The 26,254-nt window shown below is 72.0% G+C and carries 26 protein-coding genes; 12 read left to right on the top strand and 14 right to left on the bottom strand.

All coding sequences use genetic code 11. From position 1 onward, the window contains the following. Positions 1–388 precede the first annotated feature (388 nt). On the bottom strand, positions 389–1,039 hold the full coding sequence (locus ABZ858_RS36540; RefSeq protein ID WP_361389111.1) for a DNA-3-methyladenine glycosylase: 651 nt from the start codon (positions 1,037–1,039) through the stop codon (positions 389–391). Positions 1,040–1,176: 137 nt separating this feature from the next. Here ABZ858_RS36540 and ABZ858_RS36545 point away from each other — a divergent pair, with 137 nt between their 5' ends. The 3 genes from ABZ858_RS36545 to ABZ858_RS36555 all read left to right on the top strand — a co-directional run bounded on the left by ABZ858_RS36545 (position 1,177) and on the right by ABZ858_RS36555 (position 3,391). After that, a complete protein-coding gene (locus ABZ858_RS36545) occupies positions 1,177–1,959 on the top strand; it encodes a sporulation protein (protein ID WP_361389114.1) in 783 nt (260 codons plus the stop codon). A gap of 220 nt (positions 1,960–2,179) precedes the next feature. Next, positions 2,180–2,719, top strand: a complete 540-nt coding sequence (locus ABZ858_RS36550) for a YbhB/YbcL family Raf kinase inhibitor-like protein (RefSeq protein WP_361389117.1) — start codon at positions 2,180–2,182, stop codon at positions 2,717–2,719. A 165-nt stretch (positions 2,720–2,884) separates the two neighbouring features. After that, the gene (locus tag ABZ858_RS36555; protein ID WP_361389120.1) at positions 2,885–3,391 is read left to right on the top strand and encodes an HNH endonuclease; all 507 of its coding nucleotides are present in this window, start codon (positions 2,885–2,887) and stop codon (positions 3,389–3,391) included. Between the two features lie 121 nt (positions 3,392–3,512). On the opposite strand, the gene ABZ858_RS36560 is transcribed toward ABZ858_RS36555, so the two are convergent. From ABZ858_RS36560 to ABZ858_RS36570, 3 genes are all read right to left on the bottom strand, one after another. Continuing rightward, positions 3,513–4,490, bottom strand: coding sequence for an SPFH domain-containing protein (locus ABZ858_RS36560; RefSeq protein ID WP_361389123.1), 978 nt, complete (start codon positions 4,488–4,490; stop codon positions 3,513–3,515). Between the two features lie 120 nt (positions 4,491–4,610). After that, on the bottom strand, positions 4,611–5,042 hold the full coding sequence (locus tag ABZ858_RS36565; protein ID WP_361389126.1) for an NfeD family protein: 432 nt from the start codon (positions 5,040–5,042) through the stop codon (positions 4,611–4,613). A gap of 114 nt (positions 5,043–5,156) precedes the next feature. Next, entirely contained in the window at positions 5,157–5,954 is a 798-nt protein-coding gene (locus tag ABZ858_RS36570; RefSeq protein ID WP_361389129.1) for an ABC transporter ATP-binding protein, read from the bottom strand. A gap of 152 nt (positions 5,955–6,106) precedes the next feature. Here ABZ858_RS36570 and ABZ858_RS36575 point away from each other — a divergent pair, with 152 nt between their 5' ends. Next, the gene (locus ABZ858_RS36575) at positions 6,107–6,895 is read left to right on the top strand and encodes a hypothetical protein (protein WP_361389132.1); all 789 of its coding nucleotides are present in this window, start codon (positions 6,107–6,109) and stop codon (positions 6,893–6,895) included. A gap of 194 nt (positions 6,896–7,089) precedes the next feature. Here ABZ858_RS36575 and chpE read toward each other — a convergent pair whose 3' ends face one another. The 3 genes from chpE to ABZ858_RS36590 form a co-directional block, all read right to left on the bottom strand. Continuing rightward, positions 7,090–7,335, bottom strand: a complete 246-nt coding sequence (gene chpE, locus ABZ858_RS36580) for a chaplin ChpE (RefSeq protein ID WP_361389135.1) — start codon at positions 7,333–7,335, stop codon at positions 7,090–7,092. 156 nt (positions 7,336–7,491) lie between these two features. Continuing rightward, positions 7,492–8,133, bottom strand: a complete 642-nt coding sequence (locus ABZ858_RS36585; RefSeq protein WP_361389138.1) for a response regulator transcription factor — start codon at positions 8,131–8,133, stop codon at positions 7,492–7,494. Continuing rightward, positions 8,126–9,271, bottom strand: a complete 1,146-nt coding sequence (locus ABZ858_RS36590; protein WP_361389141.1) for a GAF domain-containing sensor histidine kinase — start codon at positions 9,269–9,271, stop codon at positions 8,126–8,128. The genes ABZ858_RS36585 and ABZ858_RS36590 overlap by 8 nt, the downstream gene beginning before the upstream one ends. Before the next feature lie 287 nt (positions 9,272–9,558). On the opposite strand from ABZ858_RS36590, the gene ABZ858_RS36595 reads away from it, so the two are divergent. The 3 genes from ABZ858_RS36595 (at position 9,559) to ABZ858_RS36605 (ending at position 12,413) form a co-directional block, all read left to right on the top strand. Beyond that, entirely contained in the window at positions 9,559–10,254 is a 696-nt protein-coding gene (locus ABZ858_RS36595; RefSeq protein WP_361389144.1) for an SDR family NAD(P)-dependent oxidoreductase, read from the top strand. Continuing rightward, positions 10,251–11,381, top strand: a complete 1,131-nt coding sequence (locus ABZ858_RS36600; RefSeq protein WP_361389147.1) for an S-adenosylmethionine:tRNA ribosyltransferase-isomerase — start codon at positions 10,251–10,253, stop codon at positions 11,379–11,381. The genes ABZ858_RS36595 and ABZ858_RS36600 overlap by 4 nt, the downstream gene beginning before the upstream one ends. A 303-nt stretch (positions 11,382–11,684) precedes the next feature. Further along, positions 11,685–12,413: a transglycosylase SLT domain-containing protein gene (locus tag ABZ858_RS36605; protein ID WP_361389151.1), complete on the top strand. Its 729-nt coding sequence runs from the start codon at positions 11,685–11,687 to the stop codon at positions 12,411–12,413. A 116-nt stretch (positions 12,414–12,529) separates the two neighbouring features. Here ABZ858_RS36605 and ABZ858_RS36610 read toward each other — a convergent pair whose 3' ends face one another. Further along, positions 12,530–15,055 carry an FHA domain-containing protein gene (locus tag ABZ858_RS36610; protein WP_361389154.1) on the bottom strand — a complete coding sequence of 842 codons (2,526 nt, stop codon included), beginning with the start codon at positions 15,053–15,055 and terminating at the stop codon, positions 12,530–12,532. A 251-nt stretch (positions 15,056–15,306) separates the two neighbouring features. Here ABZ858_RS36610 and serB point away from each other — a divergent pair, with 251 nt between their 5' ends. Then, positions 15,307–16,515, top strand: a complete 1,209-nt coding sequence (gene serB / locus ABZ858_RS36615; RefSeq protein ID WP_361389157.1) for a phosphoserine phosphatase SerB — start codon at positions 15,307–15,309, stop codon at positions 16,513–16,515. 130 nt (positions 16,516–16,645) lie between these two features. On the opposite strand, the gene ABZ858_RS36620 is transcribed toward serB, so the two are convergent. The 4 genes from ABZ858_RS36620 to ABZ858_RS36635 form a co-directional block, all read right to left on the bottom strand. Further along, positions 16,646–17,164, bottom strand: a complete 519-nt coding sequence (locus ABZ858_RS36620) for a histidine phosphatase family protein (RefSeq protein WP_361389160.1) — start codon at positions 17,162–17,164, stop codon at positions 16,646–16,648. 127 nt (positions 17,165–17,291) lie between these two features. Further along, on the bottom strand, positions 17,292–17,498 hold the full coding sequence (locus tag ABZ858_RS36625; protein ID WP_361389163.1) for a hypothetical protein: 207 nt from the start codon (positions 17,496–17,498) through the stop codon (positions 17,292–17,294). A 227-nt stretch (positions 17,499–17,725) separates the two neighbouring features. Beyond that, on the bottom strand, positions 17,726–17,845 hold the full coding sequence (locus tag ABZ858_RS36630; protein ID WP_361389166.1) for an SGM_5486 family transporter-associated protein: 120 nt from the start codon (positions 17,843–17,845) through the stop codon (positions 17,726–17,728). A gap of 49 nt (positions 17,846–17,894) precedes the next feature. Then, positions 17,895–19,295: an MFS transporter gene (locus ABZ858_RS36635; protein ID WP_361389169.1), complete on the bottom strand. Its 1,401-nt coding sequence runs from the start codon at positions 19,293–19,295 to the stop codon at positions 17,895–17,897. Positions 19,296–19,374: 79 nt separating this feature from the next. On the opposite strand from ABZ858_RS36635, the gene ABZ858_RS36640 reads away from it, so the two are divergent. Continuing rightward, complete coding sequence (locus ABZ858_RS36640) at positions 19,375–20,067, top strand: FadR/GntR family transcriptional regulator (RefSeq protein ID WP_361389172.1); 693 nt, start codon at positions 19,375–19,377, stop codon at positions 20,065–20,067. A gap of 92 nt (positions 20,068–20,159) precedes the next feature. Here ABZ858_RS36640 and fabI read toward each other — a convergent pair whose 3' ends face one another. After that, positions 20,160–20,927, bottom strand: coding sequence for an enoyl-ACP reductase FabI (gene fabI, locus ABZ858_RS36645; RefSeq protein ID WP_361389175.1), 768 nt, complete (start codon positions 20,925–20,927; stop codon positions 20,160–20,162). Positions 20,928–20,932: 5 nt separating this feature from the next. Further along, positions 20,933–21,637 (bottom strand): 3-oxoacyl-[acyl-carrier-protein] reductase, encoded by a 705-nt coding sequence (gene fabG, locus ABZ858_RS36650; RefSeq protein ID WP_361389178.1) that lies wholly within the window; start codon positions 21,635–21,637, stop codon positions 20,933–20,935. A gap of 247 nt (positions 21,638–21,884) precedes the next feature. On the opposite strand from fabG, the gene ABZ858_RS36655 reads away from it, so the two are divergent. The 3 genes from ABZ858_RS36655 to tyrS all read left to right on the top strand — a co-directional run. Then, on the top strand, positions 21,885–23,408 hold the full coding sequence (locus tag ABZ858_RS36655; protein WP_361389180.1) for a TldD/PmbA family protein: 1,524 nt from the start codon (positions 21,885–21,887) through the stop codon (positions 23,406–23,408). Further along, positions 23,405–24,799, top strand: a complete 1,395-nt coding sequence (locus tag ABZ858_RS36660) for a metallopeptidase TldD-related protein (RefSeq protein ID WP_361389183.1) — start codon at positions 23,405–23,407, stop codon at positions 24,797–24,799. Before ABZ858_RS36655 ends, ABZ858_RS36660 begins: the two co-directional genes overlap by 4 nt. A 65-nt stretch (positions 24,800–24,864) precedes the next feature. Further along, a partial coding sequence (tyrS, locus tag ABZ858_RS36665) for a tyrosine--tRNA ligase (protein WP_361389186.1) occupies positions 24,865–26,254 on the top strand: 1,390 nt, incomplete at its 3' end.

Below are 26,254 nucleotides of genomic sequence, written 5' to 3' on the forward strand. Positions count from 1 at the left end.
ATCTGGCGTTGACTTTTGGCACGCTGTTGAGTTCTCAAGGAACGGACGCTTCCTTTGTACTCACCCTCTCGGGCTTTCCTCCGGGCGCTTCCCTTCGGTCTTGCGTTTCCGACTCTATCAGACCGTTTTCCGATCCGATTCCCAGTCGGGGGGTTGTCATCGGGCTTTCGGACTTTCGTCCGTCGGCCTTTCGACATTCACTACGTTAGCTGATTCCCGGTCCGATTCATAATCGGCTCCTGCGGTTCGAATTCGGACGTGCGAGCACGCCACAATCGACCCCGCTGAAGGGGCGTTCGATAAGTAGTGGTTTGGCCGCTCCGGCTGCAGGCGATCGCCGTACCCGGTTCAGCGGCTTGGGCTACATTACGCACCTTTCAAGGGCGAGTCAACTTCGACGGCGCTTGGGCACGTGCGGCCGGTACGGGCTGACGGTCGGGTCGTCGGCGACCCAATAGCGCCAGGGGTGGGCGTCACCGTTGCCGCCTTCGCCGGCGACGCCGGTGCGCGGGCCGTTGCGTAGCTGGTCAGAGGGGGTCGGACTGCCCGTCAGGATGCGGATGGGGGTGTCGCCGGTGGTGCAGGCGTCGGTGCCGTCGAGGGCGCGGTCCACGCCGAGTGCGGTGGCGAGGCGGGCCGGGCCCTTGGCCAGTTCCTTGTCGTTGCGGGCCGAGAGCCGGCGGGTGCGGGCCAGCTCGGCGCCCTCGACGATCTCGCCGGCGCGGAGCAGGACCCCGCTCGCCTCCCCCTCCGGTCCGCACACCAGGTTCATGCAGTGCCACATGCCGTAGGTGAAGTAGACGTACACATGGCCGGGCGGGCCGAACATCACGGCGTTGCGGGCCGTGCGGCCGCGGAAGGCGTGGGAGCCCGGGTCGTTCGGGCCGTCGTACGCCTCGACCTCGGTCAGGCGCAGCGCGATCGGGCCGTCCGGAGTCGAGCGGACGAGGATGCGGCCCAGGAGGTCGGGGGCGACGTCCAGGACGGGGCGGGCGAAGAACTCTCTGGGCAGGGGCGTACGGTCCGAGGGCGCGATCATGGGTTACGAGCGTAGTCCAGACGGGTGGGTGGCAAGGGCTGGTCAAGGTTTCGCCCGCTTGCCAGGGTGTGGGCGCGGAACCGGTCACGACCGGATCGCGTATGTAGGGGTCAGGGACCACACGTAAAGGGAGAGTCATGGCGTTCAGGAAGCTGCTGGCGAGCCTCGGGGCGGGCGGCGCGTCGGTCGAGACCGAACTGCACGGGGTCGACGTGGTGCCGGGCGGGGTCGTCCAGGGCGAGGTGCGGATCCAGGGCGGGTCGGTGGACCAGCAGATCGAGGGGTTGTCCGTCGGGTTGCAGGCCAGGGTGGAGGTCGAGAACGGCGACGAGGAGTACAAGCAGGACATCGAGTTCACCAAGGTGCGCCTCGGTGGCGCGTTCGAGCTGCGGGCGGGGGCCGTGCACGCGGTGCCGTTCGGGCTGGAGATCCCCTGGGAGACGCCGGTCACGATGATCGACGGGCAGGCGCTGCGGGGCATGCACATCGGGGTGACGACGGAGCTGGCGATCGCCCGCGCGGTGGACTCCGGTGACCTGGACCCGGTCCAGGTGCACCCGCTGCCGGCGCAGAAGGCGATCCTGGACGCGTTCATCCAGCTCGGCTTCCGTTTCCAGCACGCGGACATGGAGCGCGGGCACATCCGCGGGACGCGGCAGCGGCTGCCGTTCTACCAGGAGATCGAGTTCCACCCGCCGGCGCAGTACCGGGGCCTGAACGAGGTCGAGGTGAGCTTCGTGGCCGACGAGCACGCCATGGACGTGGTCCTTGAAATGGACAAGAAGCCGGGTCTGTTCAGCGAGGGCAGCGACAGCTACCGCTCCTTCCAGGTGGGGCTGCACGAGCACCGGCAGACCGACTGGGTGGCGTACCTGCACCAGTGGATCGCCGAGGTCGGCAGCAGGCGCAGCTGGTTCTAGCCCTAGGGCCTGCCTGACAATTCCCGTCTGCCTCGCGACGCCATGCACGCACTCTCGCCGCACCGGGCGCAGAGCCGAGTACACCCAGTACGAGGCTCTACGCCCGGCACCCCGAGAGCACGCACCTGACCCCGCGCGGCCGCCCTCCGGGCGACAACGGGAACTGTCAGACAGGCCCTAGGCTCAGTACCGACTGTAGGAACGATCAGGAGGTACCGAGGTGACCGAGCTCAAGCGGCGGCCGCTCCCCCACGACTTCCATCCGCCCGTGCCGGCCTTCACGGTGACGAGCGACGACGTCCGGGAGGGCGGGACGCTCCAGGACGCCCAGCTTCAGGCGGCGGGGAACACCTCGCCGCAGCTGCGCTGGGAGGGCTTCCCGTCCGGGACCAAGTCCTTCGCGGTGACCTGCTACGACCCGGACGCCCCGACCGGCAGCGGGTTCTGGCACTGGGTGGTGTTCGACATCCCGGCCTCGGTGACGGAACTGCCGGCGGGTGCGGGCGGCGGGAAGTTCGAGGGGCTGCCCGAGGGCGCGGTGCACGCGCGCAACGACTACGGGTCGAAGGACTTCGGGGGCGCCGCGCCGCCGCCCGGGGACGGGCCGCACCGGTACGTCTTCACGGTGTACGCCGTGGACCAGGAGAAGCTGGGCCCTGACTCGGACGTCTCTCCGGCCGTGGTCGGCTTCAACCTGCGGTTCCACACGCTGGCGCGGGCGCAGCTGATCGGTGAGTACGAGGTTTCCGCCGAGGGCTGACCCGGTCTGTCGCCCGATCCGGTGGGTGCCGGACGTTTGCCCGCCTCTGGTCTTGGAAGTGATCGGAGGCGGGCATTTTTATTGCGTTGTCCATCCTGACGCGCCCGTCCAGAGTTGGTCCGGGCCCGCCGGGGGGTGGGCCGGTGCACACGGGAGGTGGGCCGGATGCGGGACACGCTGGTACTGAACGCGAGCTTCGTGCCGCTGTCGACGGTGACGCTGAACCGAGCCGTGGTGCTGGTGCTGCAGGACAAGGCGGTCGTCGAGCAGGCCCATCCCGAACTGCGGATGCGGGGAGCCGCGGTGGACATACCGGCGCCCCGGGTGATCCGGCTGTGCCGGTACGTGCGGGTGCCGTTCCGAAGACAAGCGCCGTGGTCGAGGCGGGGAGTGCTGGTGCGGGACCGGTACCGGTGCGCGTACTGCGGCCGGCGGGCGACGACCGTGGACCACGTGGTGCCGCGGTCGCGGGGCGGGCAGGACAGCTGGCTGAACACGGTGGCCTCGTGCGCGGAGGACAACCACCGCAAGGCGGACCGGACTCCGGAGCAGGCGGGGATGCCTTTGTTGCGGGAGCCGTTCGAGCCGACGCCCGCGGATGCGATGTTGCTGGCGCTGGGGGCGGAGGAGTTCGCCGGGCTGCCGGAGTGGTTGGTGCGGGAGGCTGCCTGAACTACTCGCCGTGGGGCTTGTGTCCTTCGCCGGCTGTCGGTACCTCGTGGTTGACCGCGCAGTTCCCCGCGCCCCTTGAAGGAGTGCGGGGGACGTCTGCTTCTACGTGTTCTACGTACTCTCAGTCGATGAACGGCTTTTCCCGGCGTTCCGGAGGGGTGCTCCTGCCGTCGTGCTGGGAGGGGACCGTGCCGCCGCCGTTGCCGCCGCCTGAATTGCCGCCCAGGGGGCCGAAGTTGCCCATGGCGCCGGAGAGGCCCTTGAGGGCGTCGCCGATCTCGCTGGGGACGATCCAGAGCTTGTTGGCGTCGCCCTCGGCGATCTTCGGCAGCATCTGGAGGTACTGGTAGGAGAGCAGCTTCTGGTCCGGGTCGCCGGCGTGGATGGCCTCGAAGACCGTGCGGACGGCCTGGGCCTCGCCCTCGGCGCGCAGCGCGGCGGCCTTGGCCTCACCTTCGGCGCGCAGGATCTGGGACTGCTTCTCGCCCTCGGCGCGCAGGATCTCGGACTGCCGGACACCTTCGGCCTGGAGGATCGCGGCGCGCTTGTCGCGGTCGGCGCGCATCTGCTTCTCCATCGAGTCCTGGATGGAGGTCGGCGGCTCGATGGCCTTGAGTTCCACGCGGTTGACGCGGATGCCCCACTTGCCGGTGGCCTCGTCGAGGACGCCGCGCAGGGCCGCGTTGATCTCCTCGCGGGAGGTGAGGGTGCGCTCCAGGTCCATGCCGCCGATGATGTTGCGCAGGGTGGTGACGGTGAGCTGCTCGATGGCCTGGATGTAGCTGGCGACCTCGTAGGTGGCGGCCCGGGCGTCGGTCACCTGGTAATAGATGACGGTGTCGATGTTGACGACCAGGTTGTCCTGGGTGATCACCGGCTGCGGCGGGAACGGCACGACCTGTTCGCGCAGGTCGATGCGGTTGCGGATGGTGTCGATGAACGGGACGACGATGTTGAGGCCCGCGTTCAGGGTCCGCGTGTAACGGCCGAAGCGCTCGACGATGGCGGCGCTGGCCTGCGGAATGACTTGGATCGTCTTGATCAGGGCGATGAAGACCAACACCACCAGAACGATCAGGACGATGATGACCGGTGCCATCGTTGCTTCCCGTACCCTTCTCCGCCTCGGCGCTTTCGGAAGATCTTAGGGGCTTCTCGGCTGTTGAAGATCTTGCTGGTCGAGTCTGACAGACCGTCGCCTGCCTCGTGGGGTGTTCGGTCACATGACGATGGCGGTGGCCCCCTCGATGTCGACGACGTCGACCTCCGCGCCCTCCTCGTAGGAGCGGTCGGTGTCGAGCGCGCGGGCCGACCAGACCTCCCCGGCGAGTTTGATCCGGCCGCCGGCGCCGTCGACGCGTTCGAGGACGACGGCCTGCCTGCCCTTCAACGCGTCGATTCCGGTGGCCAGTCGGGGGCTCTGGCGGGTGTGCCGGGCGGCGATGGGCCGGACGACGGCGATGAGCGCGACGGAGACGACGACGAAGGCGAGCACCTGGGCGACGACACCGAAGCCGAAGCCGGCGACGGCCGCGGCGACGACGGCGCCGACCGCGAGCATCCCGAACTCCGGCATCGCGGTCACCACGAGCGGGATGCCGAGGGCGGCCGCCGCGACGAGCCACCACACCCATGCGTCGATGTCGTTCACATGGTCATGGTAGGGCCGGGGGCGTGCGGCGGACAGGGCGCACGGGGGCCGGTCCGGGGCACGGCACGGGATCGCGGCGGTGACAGGCCGGTGGCAGTGGGCCCGTCGGCGGGGTCAGGACAGCGGGAGGCCCTGGGCGGTCCAGCGGTCGCCGATCTGCTCGACGACGAGCGGGAGCCCGAAGCACAGGGAGAGGTTGCGGGAGGTGAGTTCCAGCTCCAGCGGGCCGGCGGCGAGCACCTTGCCCTGACGGATCATCAGGACGTGGGTGAAGCCGGGGGCGATCTCCTCGACGTGGTGCGTGACCATGATCATCGAGGGGGCGATCGGGTCGCGGGCGAGCCGGCCGAGGCGGCGGACCAGATCCTCGCGGCCGCCGAGGTCGAGGCCGGCGGCGGGCTCGTCCAGGAGCAGCAGTTCGGGGTCGGTCATCAGGGCGCGGGCGATCAGGGTGCGCTTGCGCTCGCCCTCGGAGAGGGTGCCGAAGCGGCGGTCGAGGTAGTCGGTCATGCCGAGGCGGTCGAGGAAGGCGCGGGCGCGCTGCTCGTCGATGTCCTCGTACTCCTCCTGCCAGCCCGCGGTCATGCCGTACGCGGCGGTGAGCACGGTCTGCAGGACGGTCTGGCGCTTGGGGAGCTTGTCGGCCATGGCGATGCCGGCCATGCCGATGCGGGGGCGCAGTTCGAAGACGTCGGTGCCGGGGCGGCCGAGGGTCTCGCCGAGGATGGTGGCGGTGCCCTTGCTGGGGTAGAGGTAGCTGGAGGCGACGTTCAGGAGGGTGGTCTTGCCGGCGCCGTTCGGGCCGAGGATGACCCAGCGCTCGCCCTCCTTGACCGACCAGGAGACCTGGTCCACCAGAGCCCGGTCCTCACGGACCACGGATACGTCCTGAAGCTCCAGAACATCGCTCATGAGCGCGTTGTCTCCCCTTGCAGTGTGCCGCCGGTCCCGGCTGTCGCGTACGCCTGTGGCTGGGTCCGCCGCGCCGGTGGGCGCAGCCCCCTCCGAATCTACGCCACGAGACGGCCGGGCCGTTCCATCGGTCCGGTCCTTAAGGTGGGGGCATGCTCTCGGAACCGCGCTCCGGCCGCCTGGCCGCTTGGGGAAATGCCCTTCTCGCCGGACTTGTCTCTCCGGACGACGCCGTGCTCGCCGTCGTGGGTGAGGATGCCGTCCATCGGGTGGCGGGGCTGCCCGGCGAATCGGGTCCTGTCGGGCTCACGCTCGCGCTGGGGCGGCTGCGCGCGCTCGGGGTGGACGCGCTGCGGGTGGCGCTGCCCGCGCCGGGGCATCCGCTGGGGCTGAGCGGGCCGCCGGAGTTCAACGCGCGGGCGCTGGAGGCCGGGGAGGCGGTGGTCTGCCACGGTGCCGCGCTCGGCCTGGTGCCCGAGGTGCACGAGGCGGGCCCGGCGGGCGATGTGCACGCCGAGGTGGTGTGGCACGTGCTGGCCGTGCGGGACGCGCCGCCCGCCGATGTGCCGTCGCTGGGCGAGGCCGAGCGTGAGCTGGCGCAGGCGCTGCGGGAGGCGACCGAGGTGCTGTCGCGGCTGGACGTCGCCGGGTCGGGGCCGGTGGCGGAGGCGGCGGTCGAGGCGTACCGGGCGCGGGCCGAGGCGGGCCGGGAGGTGCTGGCGCCGGGGTACCCGGCGCGGGCGGCGCGGGTGCTGGAGCTGGCGCAGCGGGTGGGGTTGCTGGTGTCGCTGGCGTACGGGAACGGGCACGGGGGTGCGGTGAGCGCGTCCGAGATGGCCGCGCGGGGGGAGGCGTTGCGGCCGGTGGAGCGGACGGCCCGGCGGGCGCAGGTGGCGGCGTACAACTCCGTCGTGGAGGAGCGGGAGAAGGGGGCGCGGTGAGGGTTGCTCACGGGGTGCCCTGTGTGGGTGCGGGCTGCCCTGGGGCTGTGCCCCAGACCCCCGTCGGCCTGAACGGCCTCGTCCTCAAACGCCGGACGGGCTGATTTCGCCGGCCTGGACCGCAAGATGTTCCCCGCCGGGATCGGCCTCCCGGGGGGAGCCGGGAGGCCGTGGGCATCGGGGTGGTGGTGGGCTCAGTGGTTGAGGCCGAGGTTGCCGAAGGCCGGGTTCAGGACGCCGATGACGTTGACGCTGTTGCCTACGGCGTTGACCGGGATGTGGATCGGGGCCTGGATGACGTTGCCCGAGACGACGCCCGGGGAGTCCTTGGCCGCGCCGGCGGCCGCGGCGCCGTCATGGGCGGAGGCCATTCCGGCGCCGGCGGCCACGAGCCCGCCGGCCACCATCGTCACGGCCGCTGCCTTCTTCAGGTTCTTCACGCTTGAGTCCTCCTGGTGATCGCCGCGGCAGTCGCCGCGGTACGCACTGGAGAACGGGCGGGCCCGGCGGAGGTTGCGCCATCCGGGGGACATTCCCACGACGGTATGAATCTCAGTCCGGAAGGGAACGCTCCGAATTGCCGCCGCGGGGGCCGGTCACCCGGCCATGCCGTGGCGTACGGCCCACAGCGCGGCCTGGGTGCGGTCCGCGAGGTCCAGTTTCATCAGGATGTTCGACACGTGGGTCTTCACGGTCTTCTCGGACAGCACCAGGGCGCGGGCGATCTCCCGGTTGGAGCGGCCGTCCGCTATCAGGCCGAGCACCTCGCGCTCCCGGTCCGTGAGGGAACTCCCCCGGCCCTGGCCCGCGTTGGTCTCGTCCTGGGCCAGCAGGGCGCCGGCGACCTCCGGCTGGAGCAGGATGTGGCCGGCGTGCACGGAGCGGATGGCCCCGGCGAGGGCCTCGGGGTCGACGTCCTTGTAGACGTACCCGGCGGCGCCCGCGCGCAGGGCGGGGACCACGGTGCGCTGTTCGGTGAAGCTGGTGACGACGAGCACGCGCGCGGGGTTGCCGAGTTCGCGCAGCCGGCGCAGCGCCTCGACGCCGTCCGTGCCGGGCATCTTGACGTCCATGAGGACGACGTCGGGCCGCAGCTCCTCGGTCCGGGCGACGCCCTCGGCGCCGTCCGCCGCCTCGCCGACGACCTCGATGTCGTCCTGCACCTCCAGGAAGGTGCGCAGGCCCCGGCGGACCACCTGGTGGTCGTCGACGACCAGCACCTTGATTGCGTCAGCCACCGGGGGCCTCCATCTCGATCGTGGTGCCCTTGCCGGGCGCCGATTGCACCGTCAGCCTGCCGCCCGCGCCACTGGCCCGGTCCCGCATGGAGACCAGGCCCAGGTGGCGGCCCGCGCGGCGCACCGTGCCCGGGTCGAAGCCCTTGCCGTCGTCGGCCACGCGCAGGACGGCGCCCGGGCCGCGGCGCTCCAGGGTGACGTCGACGTGTGCCGCGTCCGCGTGCCGCAGGGCGTTGTGCAGGGCCTCCTGGGCGACGCGGAGCATGGCCTCCTCCTGGGCGGCGGGCAGGGCCCGGCAGCTGTGGGCGGTGAAGGTGACGCGCGCGCTGTGGGCGCGGTCGAGGACCTGGATCTGGGTGCGCAGGGTGGCGGCCAGGCCGTCCTCGTCGAGGGCGGCGGGGCGCAGCTCGACCACGGCGGCGCGCAGTTCGTCGGCGGCCTCGGCGGCGAGGGCGGCCACCTGGTGCAGCTCGCCCTTGGCGCGCACCGGGTCGCGGTCGACGAGGGCGGCGGCGGCCTGTGCGGTCAGGCGCAGGGAGAACAGCTTCTGGCTGACCGCGTCGTGCAGTTCGTGGGCGAGGCGGGAGCGCTCCTCGGCGATGGTCAGTTCGCGGCTGCGCTCGTAGAGGCGGGCGTTGGTGAGGGCGATCGCGGCGTGCTGGGCGAGGATGGCGAGCAGTTCCTCGTCCTCCTCGGTGAAGCCGCAGCCGCCCTGCGGCCTGGGGCAGCGCTTGTTCGCCAGGAACAGTGCCCCGATGACCTCGTCGCCGTCGCGGATGGGCAGGCCGAGGAAGTCGGACATGTCGGGGTGGGCGGCCGGCCAGCCCTCGAAGCGCGGGTCCTCGCGCACGTCGGCCAGGCGCTCGGCGCGGGCCTCGTGCAGCATCGCGGCGAGGATGCCGTGCTGGCGCGGGAGCGGGCCGATGGCGCGCCACTGCTCCTCGCTGACCCCGTCCACCACGAACTGGGCGAAGCCGCCGTGGTCGTCCGGGACACCGAGCGCGGCGTACTGCGCGTCGAGCAGCTCGCGGGCGGAGGCGACGATCGTCTTGAGGACGTCGCGCACCTCCAGGTGCCTGCTCATGGCCAGCAGCGCGGAACTCACCGCGGCGAGGCCGGACCGGGGGCCTTGACTCATGCCCTCACGGTACCGGCGGGGTGTGACAGCCCGGATCGGACCTGTGGCCGTGCCTCCCGGGTCCGTGGACGTAGGTCCGGACGTAGGTCCCCCGGCCCCGGGCGGTGGCAGGTCCTAGGGCGCGCGGACGGGGCCGGCGTCCTACGGCGAAAGACCGCGGCCGGGTGCGGCCCGCGCCCGAGGTGGTGGGGGCTGCCGCGTTCCTACGGTGGCGGCACGCCGGTCACGCGGCGTACGGAGACGGCCCGGCGAGCGGGTCCGGGCGTCATGACCAGGGGACGGATGGCATGCCGGTAGCGATCATCACGGGGGCTTCGAAGGGGCTGGGGCGGGCGCTCGCCGAGGCCCTGGCGGCACGGGGCTGGGATCTGGTGCTGGACGCCAGGGGCGCGGCGGCGCTGGCGGAGGCGGCCCGGGCGGCCGCAGGGCACGGGGTGGCGGTGGAGGCCGTCGCGGGGGACGTGGCGGACGCCGGGCACCGGGCCGCCGTGGTGGCCGCGGCGCGCCGGCTCGGCGGGGTGGACCTGCTGGTGCACAACGCGAGCGCGCTGGGCGCCGAGCCGCTGGTGCGGCTGGCCGGGCTGCCCCTGGACGGGCTGCGCCGGGCGCTGGAGGTGAACACGGTGGCCGCCCTGGGACTGGTCCAGGAGGCGCTGCCGCTGCTGCGCGCGGCGGCGGCGGGCACCGTGATCGCGGTCAGTTCGGACGCGGCCGCCGAGGCGTACGAGACCTGGGGCGGTTACGGGGCGTCGAAGGCGGCGCTGGACCACCTGGCGGCGGTGCTGGCCGTGGAGGAGCCGTGGCTGCGGGTGTGGGCGGTGGACCCCGGGGACATGGCGACCGGTCTGTACGCGGCGGCCGTACCGGAGGACGACGGGCCGCGTCCGGCGCCGGACGCGGTGGTGCCGGCCTTCCTGCGGCTGCTGGAGGAGCGCCCGATGAGCGGCCGCTACGGCGCTCCGGCGCTGCTGGAGACGCGATGACGGCGGCCTCCCCGGTCTCCGGGACGCCTGGTGGCCGCTCGCCCCTGGCCGTCAGGGTGCCTGCGGAGCTGTCGGCGCGGGTGCCGGTGGAGCAGCGCGGTCCGGGGCTGGACCGGGACGCCGTGCGGCTGCTGGTGTCGCGGGGCACCCAGGTGTCGCACCACTCCTTTCCGGAGCTGCCGCGCCTGCTGCGGGCCGGTGATGTGCTGGTGGTGAACACCTCCCCCACGCTGGCCGCCGCGGTGGACGGGCGGATCGGGCACGCGCGCGTGGTGGTGCACTTCTCCACGCGCGGGGACGACGGGCGGTGGGCGGTCGAGGTGCGGGAGCCGGACGGCCGGGGCACCACGCGCGCGCGTGCGGGGGCGCCCGCGGGCAGGGAGGTGGTGCTGGCCGGGGGTGTGCGGCTGGTGCTGGAGGAGGCGCTGAGCGCGCGCGGCGACCGGCTGCGGTGGGCGCGGGCCGCCGGGGCGGCGGGGGCGGACGTGCTGGGGCTGCTGCGGGAGCACGGGCGGCCCATCCGGTACGCCTACACGGAGCGGGACCAGCCGCTGTCGGTGTACCAGACGGTGTTCGCGGTGCCGTCCGCGGACGGCACCGGCAGCGCGGAGATGCCGAGCGCCGCGCGGCCCTTCACGGCGCGGCTGGTGGCGGAGCTGGTGAGCCGGGGGGTGCTGTTCGCGCCGGTGACCCTGCACACGGGGGTGGCCTCGGCCGAGGCGCACGAGCCGCCGTACCCGGAGCGGTTCTCGGTGCCCGGGGCGTCGGCCCGGCTGATCGACGGGGTACGGGCGGCGGGCGGGCGGGTGATCGCGGTGGGGACCACCGCGGTGCGGGCCGTGGAGTCGGCGGTGGGGCCGGACGGGCGGGTGCGGGCGGCGGCGGGGTGGACCGGGCTCGTGGTGACCGCGGAGCGCGGGGTGCGGGTCGTGGACGGGCTGCTGACCGGGCTGCACGAGCCGGAGGCCTCGCATCTGCTGATGCTGGAGGCGGTCGCCGGACGGGCCGCGGTCGTCCGGAGTTATGAGGAGGCGTTGCGCGGGCACTATCTCTGGCACGAGTTCGGCGACGTGCACCTCATCCTTCCGGAGGAGACGGCTCACACAGAGCGTTGCGATGGCAACTAACTGTAAGGAAGGCCCTCCTTCGATGTGAGGGCGCACATAGGGCGCACATCACGTACGAACGGGCATAGGAGTCGCCACTCCCCTGGTGAACGGGACAGACAGCCCTGTCTGTCCCGTTTTGTCTGTTCCTGATCCACTACCCGGCTTCGTACGTCACACCTTTGCCCTCGGGTTTTGCGGCCGCTAAGAATTGCTCTCGTCGCTCAGCGCCGCGGGTTTCCGCTCGCGGCGTTCGTGTGGGAAGGACCCCCTCCCGCAGTCCGGAGAGCGACCTCCGCGCTACTCGAAGAGGTCCAGTTCGCCATGCCCGCAAAGTTCAGTTTTCGCCCCCATAGTCGTGCTCTGACCAAGACCCACAAGGTCGCCGTCGCCGGTGCCGCCACGCTCGGCGCCGCCGCTCTCGCCTTCACCACCGTCCCCGGCGGCGCGCACACCACCACGTCCGCCGACGCGGCCCCCGCCGCCGCCCCGGCGCAGTTCGCCGCGCAGCCGGTCAAGGACGTCAAGGCCAGCGTCACCGACCAGCTCGCCAGCAGCAGCCTGAAGATCCAGGCCATCGAGGCCAAGAAGCAGGCCGCCGCGAAGCAGCAGGCCGCCGCGCACAAGGCCGCCGCGCACCGCAAGGCCGAGGCCGCCCGCCACGCCGCGCAGGCCGCGAGCCGTTCCGCGCAGCGCCCGCAGCTGCAGACGGTCGCCGCCGCCACCAGCTACGGCAACAACCTCGACGGCTGGATCCGGCAGTCGCTGGCGATCATGAAGCAGCACAACATCCCCGGCTCCTACAGCGGCCTGCACCGCAACATCATGCGGGAGTCCTCGGGCAACCCGATGGCCATCAACGGCTGGGACGTCAACGCCCGCAACGGCATACCCTCCAAGGGCCTGCTGCAGGTCATCCAGCCGACCTTCACCGCGTACCACGTCGCGGGCACCTCCGCGAACATCTACGACCCGGTCGCCAACATCACCGCCGCCGCCAACTACGCGGCCCACCGGTACGGCTCGATCGACAACGTCAACAGCGCGTACTGACCCTCGGGGGTCGGCGCGGACCTCTGACGGCACGCGGATACACGCGGAAGGGCGGCACCCCGGTGTGGGGTGCCGCCCTTCGCTGTCCGCTCACCGCCCGCGCGGGGCGCGGGACGTCACTTGCGCATGACCTCCGGCTCGTGGCGGCGCAGGAAGCGCGCCACCAGGAAGCCGCAGGCGACGCCCAGGGCGATCAGCGCGATCATGTCCATGCTCCAGGCGCCGACCGTGTGGTTCCACAGCGGGTCGGTGCTGCCCGGGTCGTCGGTGTTGGGGGCGATGTTGTTGAAGTCCAGCGTGGCGCCGGCGCCCGCCACCGCCCAGCGCGACGGCATCAGGTACGAGAACTCGTTGACGCCGGGCGTGCCGTGCAGCGTGAACAGGCAGCCGGTGAACACCACCTGGATGATCGCGAACATCACCAGCAGCGGCATGGTCTTCTCGGCGGTCTTCACCAGCGAGGAGATGACCAGGCCGAACATCATCGAGGTGAAGCCGAGCGCCATGATCGGCAGGCACAGCTCGAACAGCGTCGCGTGGCCCAGGACCAGGCCCTCGCCGGGGATCTCCCGGCTGGAGAAGCCGATCAGGCCGACCAGCAGTCCCTGGAGCACGGTGACCGCACCGAGCACGACGACCTTGGACATCAGGTACGCCGAGCGGGACAGGCCGGTCGCGCGCTCCCGCTCGTAGATCACCCGTTCCTTGATCAGCTCGCGCACGGAGTTCGCGGCGCCCGCGAAGCACGCGCCGACGGCAAGGATCAGCAGCACGGTGGTGGCCGTGCCGTTCGGGACGTGCAGGCCCGTGCGCGGGTTGACCGCCGCGTTGACCAGCAGTCCCTTGTCGTGGTCGATGAGCAGGCTGACCGCGCCGAGCACCGCGGGCAGGATCACCGTCAGCGCCAGGAACCCCTTGTCGGAGGCGATGACCGACACGTACCGGCGGATCAGGGTCAGCAGCTGCGAACCCCAGCCCTGCGGCTTGGGCGGCCTGATCGCCTGCGGCACCGGCGTGTGCACGGGCTGCGGGGCGACGGCGTCGAGGTCCGCGGCGTACATCTGGTAGTGCTGCGAGCCCTTCCAGCGGCCCGCCCAGTCGTAGTCGCGGTAGTTCTCGAAAGCGGAGAAGACGTCGGCCCAGCTCTCGTAGCCGAAGAAGTTCAGCGCCTCCTCGGGCGGGCCGAAGTAGGCGACGCTGCCGCCCGGCGCCATCACCAGCAGCTTGTCGCAGATCGCCAGCTCGGCCACCGAGTGGGTGACCACGAGGACCGTGCGGCCGTCGTCGGCGAGGCCGCGCAGCAGCTGCATGACGTCGCGGTCCATGCCCGGGTCGAGACCGGAGGTCGGCTCGTCCAGGAAGATCAGCGACGGCTTGGTGAGCAGCTCCAGGGCGACCGAGACACGCTTGCGCTGGCCACCGGAGAGCGAGGTGACCTTCTTGTCCTTGTGGATGTCGAGCTTCAGCTCGCCCAGCACCTCACCGATACGGGCGTTGCGCTCGGCGGTCGTGGTGTCGGCCGGGAAGCGCAGCTTGGCCGCGTACTTGAGGGCCTTCTTGACGGTCAGCTCCTTGTGCAGGATGTCGTCCTGCGGGACCAGACCGATGCGCTGGCGCAGCTCGGCGAACTGCTTGTACAGGTTCCGGTTGTCGTAGAGGACCTCGCCCTGATCGGCGGGGCGGTAGCCGGTGAGCGCCTTGAGCAGGGTGGACTTGCCGGACCCCGACGGGCCGATGACCGCGATCAGCGACTTCTCCGGGACGCCGAAGGAGACGTCCTTGAGGATCTGCTTGCCGCCGTCGACGGTGACGGTCAGGTGCCGGGCGGAGAAGGACACCTCGCCGGTGTCGACGAACTCCTCCAGGCGGTCCCCGACGATCCGGAACGTCGAGTGGCCGACACCGACGATGTCGGCGGGGCCGAGCAGCTGCGAGCCGCCCTTGGCGATCGGCTGGCCGTTGACGTACGTGCCGTTGTGCGAACCGAGGTCGCGGATCTCCATGCGGCCGTCGGGCGTCGCGTGGAACTCGGCGTGGTGGCGGGAGACCTGCAGGTCGGAGACGACCAGCTCGTTCTCCAGCGCACGGCCGATGCGCATCACCCGGCCGAGGGAGAACTGGTGGAACGTCGTCGGGCTGCGGTCGCCGTGGACCGGCGGCGCCCCCGCGCCACCACCGGGGCCCTGCTGCTGCGGGATCGACGGCTGCTGCTGCCAGCCGGCCTGCGCGGCGGGCTGCTGAGACTGCTGCGGCTGCTGCTGTGCGTTCGGCGGCTGCGGCTGGTTCCAGCCAGGGCCCGCACCCGACGCGGCGTACGGCTGCTGGGCCTGCGGCGCGGAGACCGCGGCCGCGGCGGCCGAGAGGTTCAGGCACGGTCCGTCGGCGGCGTTGCCGAGGCGGACCGCCGAGCCGGGCCCGATCTCCACCTGCTGGACCCGCTGCCCGTGCACATACGTGCCGTTGGTGCTGCCATGGTCCTCGACGAGCCAGACGCGGCCGTTGTGACTGACCGTCGCGTGCCGCCAGGAGACCCTGGCGTCGTCGAGGACGACATCCCCCTGCGGATCACGTCCGAGGGTGTATGACCTTGACGGATCGAGCGTCAAGGTTCGTCCGTTTGTTTCCAGTACGAGTTCCGGCACTCCAAGCCCCACTGAGTTGTCCCCCGAGATCCCCCCGTCGCAGGGAGTGTAGGGATGTCGAACATCGTGGGGAACTATTCCAGGCTCCGCCCTCCGACCGAAAGCCGGGCCTTGTCATGAGTAGGTAACGCATACTGGTGAACGGGCGCGGTACGTGACTGGGCGCCACCTCGGCGACACCCATTGTTCCCTGTCCGCCAGCCGGACCTGGGGGGCGGAAGGCACTGGGTGCCGGATACGGTGGAATCACCATGAGCGCTTCGCAGAGTTCTGATGACCTCACCCTTCTCGTCAAGATCTTCGGGAAGGACAGGCCGGGCATCACGGCCGGTCTCTTCGACACCCTCGCGGCCTACTCCGTCGACGTGGTCGACATCGAGCAGGTCGTCACCCGCGGCCGGATGGTGCTGTGCGCGCTCGTCACCCAGCCGCCGGCCGGCCTTGAGGGCGATCTGCGGGCCACCGTGCACAGCTGGGCCGAGTCGATGAAGATGCAGGCGGAGATCCTCTCCGGACGCGGCGACAACCGGCCGCGCGGCCTCGGACGCTCCCTGGTCACGGTGCTGGGCCACCCGCTCACCGCGGAGGCGACCGCCCGGACCGCCGCCCGGATCACCCGGGCCGGCGGCAACATCGACCGTATCTTCCGGCTGGCCAAGTACCCGGTCACGGCGGTGGAGTTCGCGGTGTCCGGAGTGGAGACGGAGCCGCTGCGCACCGCCCTGGCGACGGAGGCGGCGGCACTCGGTGTCGATGTCGCGGTCGTCGCGGCCGGCCTGCACCGGCGGGCACAGCGCCTGGTCGTGATGGACGTGGACTCGACGCTCATCCAGGACGAGGTGATCGAGCTGTTCGCCGCGCACGCCGGCTGCGAGGACGAGGTCGCCGAGGTGACGGCGGCGGCGATGCGCGGGGAGCTGGACTTCGAGCAGTCGCTGCACGCGCGCGTGGCGCTGCTGGCCGGCCTCGACGCCTCCGTGGTGGACAAGGTGCGCAGCGAGGTGCGGCTGACGCCGGGCGCGCGCACCCTGATCCGTACGCTCAAGCGTCTCGGCTATCAGGTCGGGGTGGTCTCGGGCGGCTTCACGCAGGTCACCGACGATCTCAAGGAACGGCTCGGGCTGGACTTCGCGCAGGCCAACACGCTGGAGATAGTGGACGGGAAGCTGACAGGGCGGGTCACCGGCGAGATCGTCGACCGGGCGGGCAAGGCGCGGCTGCTGCGCCGCTTCGCCGCGGAGGCGGGTGTCCCGCTGGCCCAGACGGTGGCGGTGGGCGACGGCGCGAACGACCTGGACATGCTGAACGCGGCCGGTCTCGGGGTCGCCTTCAACGCCAAGCCGGTGGTCCGGGAGGCGGCGTACACCGCGGTGAACGTGCCCTTCCTCGACACGGTCCTGTACCTGCTCGGGGTCACCCGCGAAGAGGTCGAGGCGGCGGACGCGCACGAGGAGCGCTGAGCCGCGCGGGCGGACGGACGCGCGGACACGCGGACACGCGGGAGGCCCGGTACCCCTGGGGGTGCCGGGCCTCCCGCGTGCGGGGAGGACGCGACGGCCGCGAGGGCGCGTCGGGCTGTCGGGTGTCGGGCTACTTCGACGGCGCCCAGTAGTCGGTCAGGGTGGCCGTGGCCGGTTCCAGGCTCTTCCAGGGGCCGTCGAAGGAGAGGACGGCGAAGGCGGCGGTCGGGAAGCCGCGGCGGCTCATGCGCTCGCGGGCGTCCTCCTCGGCCGCGCCGCACAGCACCTCGGTCAGTCCCTGCATGCCGGGGTTGTGGCCGATCAGGATGATCGTGCGGACGTCGTCCGGTGTCTCGTTGAGCAGCGTGATCAGCTCGCCGGGCGAGGCCTCGTAGATCCGCTCCTCGTAGACCGTTTTCGGCCGGTGGGGCAGCTCATGGACGGCGAGCTTCCAGGTCTCCCGGGTCCGGGTGGCGGTCGAGCACAGGGCCAGGTCGAAGACGAGACCGGTGTCGGTCAGCTTGCGGCCGGCCACCGGGGCGTCCGCGCGGCCACGCTCGGCGAGCGGCCGCTCATGATCGGTCACCTGTGGCCAGTCGGCTTTCGCATGTCGGAAGAGGACGATCCTGCGGGATTCTGCGACGCTCATGGCTCCCAGCTTCGCATGAAACAGGCCATGGGGCGCAGGGAGTTGACAGGCGGGTCCCGGCGTGACGCGGAGGGTGCGGGAGGCCACGCCCGCGCGGCGGCCGGAGCGGGCGGACCGGGCGGGGGCCTCAGCGTACGAGCAGTGCCTGGGCGCGCTGCAACAGCTGGGTGACCGCCGGGTCGCCGGGGGCCGCGTGGGCGTGCGACGGGTTCAGTATCAGGACCAGCAGGGTGGCGAAGGCGAGCGCCGGCAGGGCCAGGGCCCACCACGGCAACCGGGTCGCGACGCCGCCCGTGGTCGCCGGGTGGGGCCTGAAGTGCGTACGGGCCGCCATGCTCGCCTCCGCTGTCCTCGAACGGCTCTCCGGCCGCCTGCCGCGGCCACCCTTCGAAGGTACGGAACCGGAGCCCGCAGGCCCATCCGGTGATCCACCCACTTGACCCTGACCTCCGCCCCCTAGGGGACGGGGGGGCTGTCCCCACCCCCGGCTCGCCCGCGCGGGAAGCGGGGAGGCGGCAGAGGCGTACAGGATCCAGGACGTACGGGATCAGGGCGTATGGATCAGGGGGAGACGAGGGTCGCGACGATGGCGATGATCGCGAAGATGGCGAAGAACGAGCCGAAGACGAGCAGCATCTTCTTCTGGCTGTTCTTGGGATTCGGGTCGAGCACAGGCTGCATGGCCCCAGTCTCCCACTCCGCCCGGCCGCGGCCGCGGCGGGGCCGGGTCTCAGCGCGCCGCCTCGTCCTCCACGGTGCGGTTGCGGCCCGCCAGCCAGCCCACCACCATCTGCGGGACCATCAGGACGATCATGAACGCGATGGGCAGGCCCCAGCCGCCGCTGCTCTGGTAGAGCACGCCGACCAGGAGGGGTCCCGGGATGGATATCAGGTAGCCGGTGCTCTGGGCGAACGCGGACAGCTGCGCCACCCCCGGGCCGGAGCGCGCCCGCATGCCGACCATGGTGAGGGCGAGCGGGAAGGCGCAGTTGGAGATGCCGAGGAGCACCGCCCAGGCCCAGGCTCCGGCGGCCGGGGCGAGGTACAGGCCGGCGTATCCGGCCAGGCCGCACACGCCGAGCACGAGCACGATCGGGCCCTGGTGGGGCAGCCGGGTCGCCAGCCGCGGGATGACGAAGGCGAGCGGGACGCCCATGACCATGATGACGGCGAGCAGCACTCCGGCGGTGCCGGCGGACACCCCGGCGTCCCGGAAGATCTGCGCGGCCCAGCCCATGGTGACGTAGGCGGCGGTGGCCTGGAGCCCGAAGAAGACGGCCAGCGCCCAGGCGGTGCGGCTGCGGGTGATCCGCAGGGCGGGGGTGTGCTCCCCGTGCGGCTGCTCCTGGCGCGGGGCCTCCTGGCGTACGGCCTCTTGGCGTACGGCTTCCTTACGTACGGCCTCCTGCGGAGCCGGAGCCGGAGCCGGAGCCGGGGCGGCGCCCCGGTCGCGCACCACCGGCAGCCAGGGCAGTACGGCCACCAGGGCGAGGGCCGCCCAGACGGTGAGTCCGGACTGCCAGCCGCCGCCGAGCGCGTGCGTCACCGGCACGGTGACCGCGGCGGCGGTCGCGGTGCCCAGGGACAGGGCCATCGAGTACAGGCCGGTCATGGTGCCGACCCGGTCGGGGAACCAGCGCTTGACGATGACCGGCATCAGCACATTGCTGACGGCGATGCCCATGAGCGCGAGCGCGCTGGCGGCCAGGAAGCCGGCCGTGCCCCCGGCGTACGGCCGGATGACCAGCCCGGCGGCGATGGCGGCCATGCCCGCGCACACCACCGCGGCGGGTCCGAAGCGGCGGGCCAGCCGGGGGGCCATGACACCGAAGACGGCGAAGCAGAGGGAGGGCACGGAGGTGAGCAGTCCGGCCACGCCGCCGCTCATGCCGAGCCCGTCGCGGACCTCTTCCAGGAGCGCGCCGAGGCTGGTGATGGCGGGGCGGAGGTTCAGTGCGGACAGCACGATGCCGACGACGACCAGTCGCTTCGCCCACGCGCGCGGGGTGGCCGTCCGCGCCGGCCCGGGGGCGCGCGCCGTCCGGGCGGCGGCCGTCGCGGCCGGGGGCTGCTGCGCGGTCGTCGGTGTCGTCGTCCGGGTTGTTTCCTCACGTGCCATGAGAGCCATCATAGAATGATGGGATGATTGACTGTCCACTCTGTGTCCGGCCCGGGTCACGATTCCCGGGTTCCGCGTGCGAAGGTGTGCCATGCCTCTGAGCCATCCGCGCCGCTCGGCGCTGTCCGAACAGGTCATCGCCGCGCTGCGGAGCCAGATCGCCTCGGGCGAGTGGCCGGTCGGCTCCCGCATCCCGACGGAACCCGAACTGGTCGAGCAGCTCGGCGTCGCCCGCAACACCGTGCGCGAGGCGGTCCGCGCGCTCGCCCACAACGGCCTGCTGGACATCCGCCAGGGCTCCGGCACCTACGTGGTGGCCACCAGCGAGCTGGCCGGCGTGATGCAGCGCCGGTTCTCCGGGGCGGACCCGCGGCACATCGCGGAGCTGCGGTCCACGCTGGAGTCGGCCGCGGCGAAGCTGGCCGCCGAGCGGCGCGGCGAGAAGGACCTCAAGCAGCTCGACGCGCTGCTGGTGCGGCGGCAGGAGGCGTGGGAGTCCGGTGACGCGGAGGCGTTCGTGGCGGTGGACGCCACCTTCCACCTCGCGGTGGTGGCCGCCTCGCACAACGACGTGATGACCGCGATGTACGCCGACCTGGCCGAGGTGATGCGCGACCGGCTGCGCGCGGACGTGGGCGAGGAGCTGACCCCGGCCACGCACATGGACCACACACGGCTGGTCGACGCGATCCGGGCCGGCGACGCGGAGGCGGCCGCCGCGGAGGCCGCCAGCTATCCCTTCCTGTGCCGCGCGGGACGGTTCGGCCCGCCCGTACGGGACTGAAGCCCGTACGGGACTGGAACGGCCTCCCCGCGGGGCAACGCGAAGGGCCCGCATCCCGGAGGATGCGGGCCCTCAGCCCGGTGCGACGACACTCACGCGCCGATGGCGTGCAGCCCGCCGTCCACGTGGACGATCTCGCCGGTGGTCTTCGGGAACCAGTCGCTCAGCAGGGCGACGATGCCGCGGCCGGCCGGCTCGGGGTCCTTGAGGTCCCACTCCAGCGGGGAGCGGGAGTCCCACACCGAGGCCAGGTCGCTGAAGCCCGGGATGGACTTGGCGGCCATGGAGCCGAGCGGGCCCGCCGAGACCAGATTGCAGCGGATGTTCTGCTTGCCGAGGTCGCGCGCCATGTAGCGGCTGGTGGCCTCCAGGGCGGCCTTGGCCGGGCCCATCCAGTCGTACTGCGGCCAGGCGAACTGGGCGTCGAAGGTGAGGCCGACGACCGAGCCGCCGTTCTGCATCAGCGGCAGGCAGGCCATGGTCAGCGACTTCAGGGAGAACGCCGAGACGTGCAGGGCGGTGGCGACCGACTCGAACGGCGTGTTCAGGAAGTTGCCGCCGAGCGCGTCCTGCGGCGCGAAGCCGATGGAGTGCACCACACCGTCGAGGCCGCCCAGCTCCTCGCCGACGACGTCGGCCAGGCGCCCGAGGTGCTCGTCGTCGGTGACGTCCAGCTCGATGACCTTGGTGGGCTTCGGCAGCTTCTTGGCGATGCGCTCGGTCAGCGTGGGCCGCGGGAACGCGGTCAGGATGATCTCGGCGCCCTGCTCCTGGGCCAGCTTGGCGGCGTGGAAGGCGATGGACGCCTCCGTCAGCACACCGGTGATCAGGACGCGCTTGCCCTCGAGGATTCCGCTCATGGTGATCAGTGACCCATTCCCAGTCCGCCGTCAACGGGAATGACGGCTCCAGTGATGTACGAGGCCTCGTCCGAGGCCAGGAACCGCACCGCGGCGGCGATCTCCTCCGGCTGCGCGTACCGGCCCAGCGGCACCTGGCCCATGATGGCCGCGCGCTGCTCGTCGTTGAGCGCCCGGGTCATGTCGGTGTCGACGAAGCCGGGGGCGACGACGTTGAAGGTGATGTTGCGCGAGCCCAGCTCACGGGCGAGGGAGCGGGCGAAACCGACCAGGCCGGCCTTGGAGGCGGCGTAGTTCGCCTGCCCCGCCGAGCCGAGCAGGCCGACCACCGACGAGATCAGGACGACCCGGCCCTTCTTGGCGCGCAGCATGCCGCGGTTGGCACGCTTGACGACACGGAAGGTGCCGGTGAGGTTGGTGTCGAGGACGGAGGAGAAGTCCTCCTCGGACATGCGCATCAGGAGCTGGTCCCTGGTGACGCCGGCGTTGGCCACGAGGACCTCCACCGGGCCGTGCTGGGCCTCGATCTCCTTGTACGCCTGCTCCACCTGCTCGGGATCGGTGATGTCGCACCGGACCGCGAGGAAGCCGGCCGGCGGCTCACCCGACCGGTACGTGATCGCGACGTTGTCGCCGGCGTCGGCGAACGCGCGGGCGATGGCGAGGCCGATGCCCCGGTTGCCTCCGGTGACGAGAACCGAGCGGCTCAACGGATCACCCTTTCATTGCGGGTCTCAAGCGTTCCGACAGCACGCCCGAACAGCTGGTTGACAGGCGGCCACACCGGAAACCTATCGGTCCGGCCAGGCGCGCGGACAATCGGGCACCGACAGTGGCGTGCGGGCCGCGCTGTCGGGTCCCTACAGAAATCCGCGGACTCGGCCCGCAAAGGAGTGGTCCCGGCCGCCGCGGGCGCGACATGATCGGTCGGACAGGCGACGAGAGCAGGGAGATCCCGTGCCACACATGATCGACGAGACCTTCACGGCCCTTCCGCTGCGCGCCCTGGCCGACGCCGCCCTGGCCCGCGCGCGGGCGCTGGGGGCGGAGCACGCGGACTTCCGGTTCGAGCGGGTGCGCGGTGCGTCGCTGCGGCTCAGGGACGCGCGGCCAGCCGGGTCCTCGGACACCACCGACCTGGGGTACGCGGTGCGCGTGGTGCACGGCGGTACCTGGGGGTTCGCCTCCGGTGTCGACCTGAGCATGGACGCCGCCGCCAGGGTCGCCTCGCAGGCGGTGGCGATGGCGAAGCTGTCCGCGCGGGTGATCGCCGCGGCCGGGTCCGGGGAGAGGGTCGAGCTGGCGGCGGAGCCCGTGCACGCCGAGAAGACCTGGGTGTCGTCGTACGAGACGGACCCCTTCTCGGTGCCCGGGGAAGAGAAGACCGCGCTGCTGGCCGACTGGAGCGCGCGGCTGCTGGCGGCCGACGGCGTCGACCATGTCGACGCCTCGCTGCTGACCGTGCACGAGAACAAGTTCTACGCCGACACGGCCGGGACCGTGACCACCCAGCAGCGGGTGCGGCTGCATCCGCAGCTGACCGCCGTGTCGGTGGACGCCGCCAGCGGCGAGTTCGACTCGATGCGCACCCTGGCCCCGCCGGCCGGGCGCGGCTGGGAGTACCTCACCGGGACCGGCTGGGACTGGGCGGGCGAGCTGGAGCGCATCCCCGGGCTGCTCGCCGAGAAGATGCGCGCGCCCAGCGTCGAGGCGGGCGTCTACGACCTGGTCGTCGACCCGTCCAACCTGTGGCTGACCATCCACGAGTCCATCGGGCACGCCACCGAGCTGGACCGGGCGCTCGGCTACGAGGCCGCCTACGCCGGCACCTCCTTCGCCACCTTCGACCGGCTCGGCACGCTGCGCTACGGCTCCGAGCTGATGAACGTCACCGGGGACCGCACCGCCGAGCACGGCCTGGCGACCGTCGGCTACGACGACGAGGGCGTCCAGGCGCAGTCCTGGGACCTGGTGAAGGACGGCACGCTGGTCGGCTACCAGCTGGACCGCAGGATCGCCCGGCTGACCGGCTTCGAGCGGTCCAACGGCTGCGCCTACGCCGACTCCCCCGGGCATGTGCCGGTGCAGCGCATGGCGAACGTGTCGCTGCTGCCGGACCCTGCGGGCATGTCCACCGAGGACCTGATCGGGGGCGTGGAGCGCGGCGTCTACGTCGTCGGGGACCGGTCCTGGTCGATCGACATGCAGCGCTACAACTTCCAGTTCACCGGGCAGCGGTTCTACCGGATCGAGAACGGACGGCTGGCCGGGCAGCTGCGGGACGTGGCCTACCAGGCGACGACCACCGACTTCTGGGGCTCCATGGCGGCGGTCGGCGGCCCGCAGACGTATGTGCTCGGCGGCGCCTTCAACTGCGGCAAGGCCCAGCCGGGCCAGATCGCGGCCGTCTCGCACGGCTGCCCGTCGGCCCTCTTCAAGGGCGTCAACATCTTGAACACCACCCAGGAGGCCGGTCGATGAGCCCGCGTACCAGCAAGCCGCACGAGGTCGTCGAGCGCGCCCTCGCCCTGTCCCGGGCGGACGGGTGCGTCGTGATCGCGGACGAGCACTCCACCGCCAACCTGCGCTGGGCGGGCAACGCGCTCACCACGAACGGTGTCACGCGCGGGCGCACGCTCACCGTGATCGCGACCGTCGACGGCCAGGAGGGCACCGCCTCGGGAGTGGTGTCCCGGTCGGCCGTGACCGGGGGCGAGCTGGAGCCGCTGGTGCGGGCAGCCGAGGCCGCCGCGCGCGCGGCCGGTCCCGCCGAGGACGCGCAGCCGCTGGTCACGGACGTACCGCCGGCGCCGGACTTCACCGACGCGCCCGCCGAGACCTCCTCCGCGGTGTTCGCGGACTTCGCGCCGGCCCTCGGCGAGTCGTTCGCCCGCGCGCGGGCCGGTGGCCGTGAGCTGTACGGCTTCGCCAACCACGAGCTGGTCTCCACCTACCTGGGCACGTCGACGGGGCTGCGGCTGCGGCACGACCAGCCGGCCGGCACGCTGGAGCTGAACGCCAAGTCCCCGGACCGTACGCGCTCGGCGTGGGCGGGCCGCTCCACGCGGGACTTCAAGGACGTCGACCCGGCGGCGCTGGACGCGGAGCTGGCCGTACGGCTCGGCTGGGCCGAGCGGCGCGTGGAGCTGCCGGCCGGCCGGTACGAGACGCTGCTGCCGCCGACCGCGGTCGCCGACCTGCTGATCTACCAGATCTGGTCGGCGTCGGGCCGGGACGCGGCCGAGGGCCGCACGGTGTTCTCCAAGCCGGGCGGCGGCACGCGCGTGGGCGAGCGGCTGAGCGAGCTGCCGCTGACGCTGCGCAGCGACCCGCACGAGCCGGGCCTGGAGTGCGCCCCCTTCGTCCTCGCGCACTCCTCGGGCGGTGACCAGTCGGTGTTCGACAACGGGCTGCCCGTGCGCGCCACCGAGTGGATCGACGGCGGCCGGCTCGGCCGCCTGCTCACCACCCGGCACAGTGCGGGCCTGACCGGGCTGCCCGTCGCCCCGTCCGCCGGGAACCTGATCCTGGACGGCGGCGGCGACCGCTCCCTGGAGGAGATGGTGGCCGGCACCGCGCGGGGGCTGCTGCTGACCTGCTTGTGGTACATCCGCGAGGTGGACCCGGCGACCCTGCTGCTGACGGGGCTGACCCGCGACGGGGTGTACCTGGTCGAGAACGGCGAGGTGACCGGTGAGGTCAACAACTTCCGGTTCAACGAGTCGCCGGTGGACCTGCTGGGCCGGGCGGCGGAGGCCGGGCGCACCGAGCGGACGCTGCCGCGCGAGTGGAGCGACTATTTCACCCGGGCCGCGATGCCCCCGCTGCGCGTCCCGGATTTCAACATGAGCTCTGTCAGTCAGGGCGTATAACCTCGTAGTCGGCTGTCACCCGACTGCCCGAGAACCCTGTGCATCACCTAGGAGACGCGAGAACCGTGACGGACATCGTCGACGAGCTGAAGTGGCGGGGGCTGTTCTCCCTGTCCACCGACGAGGACGCCTTGCGCAAGGCGCTCGCGGACGGTCCCGTCACGTTCTATTGCGGCTTCGACCCGACCGCGCCGTCGCTGCACGTGGGGCATCTGGTGCAGGTGCTCACCGTGCGCCGGCTCCAGCAGGCCGGGCATCGGCCGCTGGCGCTGGTCGGCGGCGCCACGGGCCTGATCGGTGACCCCCGCCCCACCGCCGAGCGCACGCTGAACGACCCGGAGACGGTCGCCGGCTGGGTCGGCAAGCTGCGCGGGCAGATCGAGCCGTTCCTGTCCTTCGAGGGCGAGAACGCGGCGGTGATGGTGAACAACCTGGACTGGACCGAGGGCCTGTCCGCGATCGAGTTCCTGCGGGACATCGGCAAGCACTTCCGGGTCAACAAGATGCTGACGAAGGACTCGGTGGCCCGCCGCTTGGAGTCCGACCAGGGCATCAGTTACACCGAGTTCAGCTACCAGATCCTCCAGGGCATGGACTTCCTCCAGCTCTACCGGCGCCACGGCTGCACGCTCCAGCAGGGCGGCAGCGACCAGTGGGGCAACCTGACGGCCGGCCTGGACCTGATCCACCGGCTGGAGCCGGACGCGAGCGTGCACGCGCTGGCGACACCGCTGATGACCAAGGCGGACGGCACCAAGTTCGGCAAGACCGAGGGCGGCGCGGTCTGGCTGGACCCGGAGATGACCACGCCGTACGCGTTCTACCAGTTCTGGCTGAACGTGGACGACCGGGACATCTCCGCGTACGCGCGCATCCTGTCCTTCCGCTCCCGTGCGGAGCTGGAGGAGCTGGAGCGGCAGACCGAGGAGCGCCCGCAGGCCCGGGCCGCGCAGCGCGCGCTGGCCGAGGAGCTGACCACTCTGGTGCACGGCGCGGACCAGACGGCCGCCGTGATCGCCGCCTCCCGGGCGCTGTTCGGCCAGGGCGAGCTGGCGGAGCTGGACGAGCGGACGCTGACCGCGGCGCTGTCCGAGGTGCCGCACATCCGGGTCGCCCGGCCGGCCCAGGTCGTCGACCTGCTGGCCGAGGTCGGCCTGGTGGCCAGCAAGTCGGCCGCGCGGCGCACCGTCAAGGAGGGCGGCGCCTACGTGAACAACGTCAAGGTCACCGCCGAGGACGCGGTGCCCGCCGCGGAGGATCTGCTGCACGGGCGCTGGCTGGTGCTGCGCCGGGGCAAGAAGAACCTGGCGGCCGTCTGGTCCGCGCCGTGCACCAGAGTGGTCAGCTCCTCGGCCAGCGCGCGCTGCGCGGCCCGGGCCTGCGGGCGCCCCTCGGTCTGCCGCTCCAGCTCCTCCAGCTCCGCACGGGAGCGGAAGGACAGGATGCGCGCGTACG

The sequence above is a fragment of the Streptomyces sp. NPDC047017 genome, assembly GCF_040644175.1.
Taxonomy (GTDB): Bacteria; Actinomycetota; Actinomycetes; order Streptomycetales; family Streptomycetaceae; genus Streptomyces.